2 protein-coding genes are annotated in these 1,161 nt (G+C 36.8%); both read right to left on the bottom strand.

Annotated elements, in window-relative coordinates; all coding sequences use genetic code 11:
• Positions 1-56: 56 nt before the first annotated feature.
• Positions 57-392 (bottom strand): DUF3784 domain-containing protein, encoded by a 336-nt coding sequence (locus LJE11_RS19095; RefSeq protein ID WP_118554110.1) that lies wholly within the window; start codon positions 390-392, stop codon positions 57-59.
• Between the two features lie 31 nt (positions 393-423).
• A complete protein-coding gene (locus LJE11_RS19090; protein WP_227296399.1) occupies positions 424-1,014 on the bottom strand; it encodes a hypothetical protein in 591 nt (196 codons plus the stop codon).
• Between the last annotated feature and the right edge of the window lie 147 nt (positions 1,015-1,161).

Here is a 1,161-nt window from a genome sequence, read left to right as displayed (position 1 = left end):
AAACCGGAATCCCACCGGCTTGACTACACACCCTTAGCTGGGCACACAACTGGAATTTATTTTAATAAATATTTTTCAAATGCTTTGTGCGTGTCAAAGTGAACCTCTTTGAAAAATAAAACGAGCCAAATAATAAAAGCCGGAATAGCCATATATGGTGTTAAAAAATAAGACAACACTGCTCCTACTAACATTATGCCAGCCCATGTAAAACACTGATTTTTTATATCACGAGAAATATGAGCTTTATCATACAATGCCTGTTCTTCTTTCGGTAACGAATTAAATCCCGAAACAAATTTAGCCGCTCTTTCTTTAAATATTGCAAATAACACTCCTATAATCACAAATGGAATAACCAAAACTCCACATAGCCAAAACCCTATATTCATAGCATATTCCTCCTTCACAAATTGGAAGTTGTTAGTCGCTATCTTGTTTGCGGTTAAATTCAAAAACGACAGGTTCAAATTCAACTAAATGCTTATCTTGGGTGTTAGTTCCTTTAGGGTTCTCTATGCCGGTAACTTCATAGTATTCATCACTGTATTGTATTTTACTACCATCAAAATCTTTTTGAATGGATTTGACATATTCAAACGGATTTTCTATTGGTAACAAACTTAATGCCCGCTGTAGCTGTTGTACCGCTGTCCTCTGCTCATCGGTCAGTATTTTTTCTTCGTTTGCCATGTGTTCTTCAAATTTATTTTTATCCATCCAAACGATTTGCTCCAATGGGTTAGCAGTACCACAAGCCAAGATTAAACGGATAAAATCTTCAAAATTTGCCGCTAATGGATATACATTTTGGTCTACACAACTTTCTGGATTGCAGGCAAATACCATTTCTCCATATTCCGGCAAAAAGCAATACAGAATACATCCTTCAAATCCGATTGGATTTGCGTTGACGGGATAGCAAAAATATGGGTCTGCAATATCTCCATATTCTAAACATAAAGATCCCTTATCTATGGGAAGTGCCATATACTTTTCGTAAATTGTTTCCATTGATGTGCCTCCACAAAATTCCGATTTGTTGTCATCTTCATTATACTTCATTGGCTATCGAAAAGATAGCATATTTTATGAAACTTGTCGGCTGGGAACAGCTTGCAACGCAAGGTGTCCCCAGATGGCAAGTCCACAAAAGGGTAG

The sequence above is a fragment of the Blautia sp. DFI.1.216 genome, assembly GCF_020594215.1.
Lineage (GTDB): Bacteria > Bacillota > Clostridia > Lachnospirales > Lachnospiraceae > Blautia_A > Blautia_A wexlerae.
This window is presented reverse-complemented; position numbering and strand designations above follow the sequence as displayed.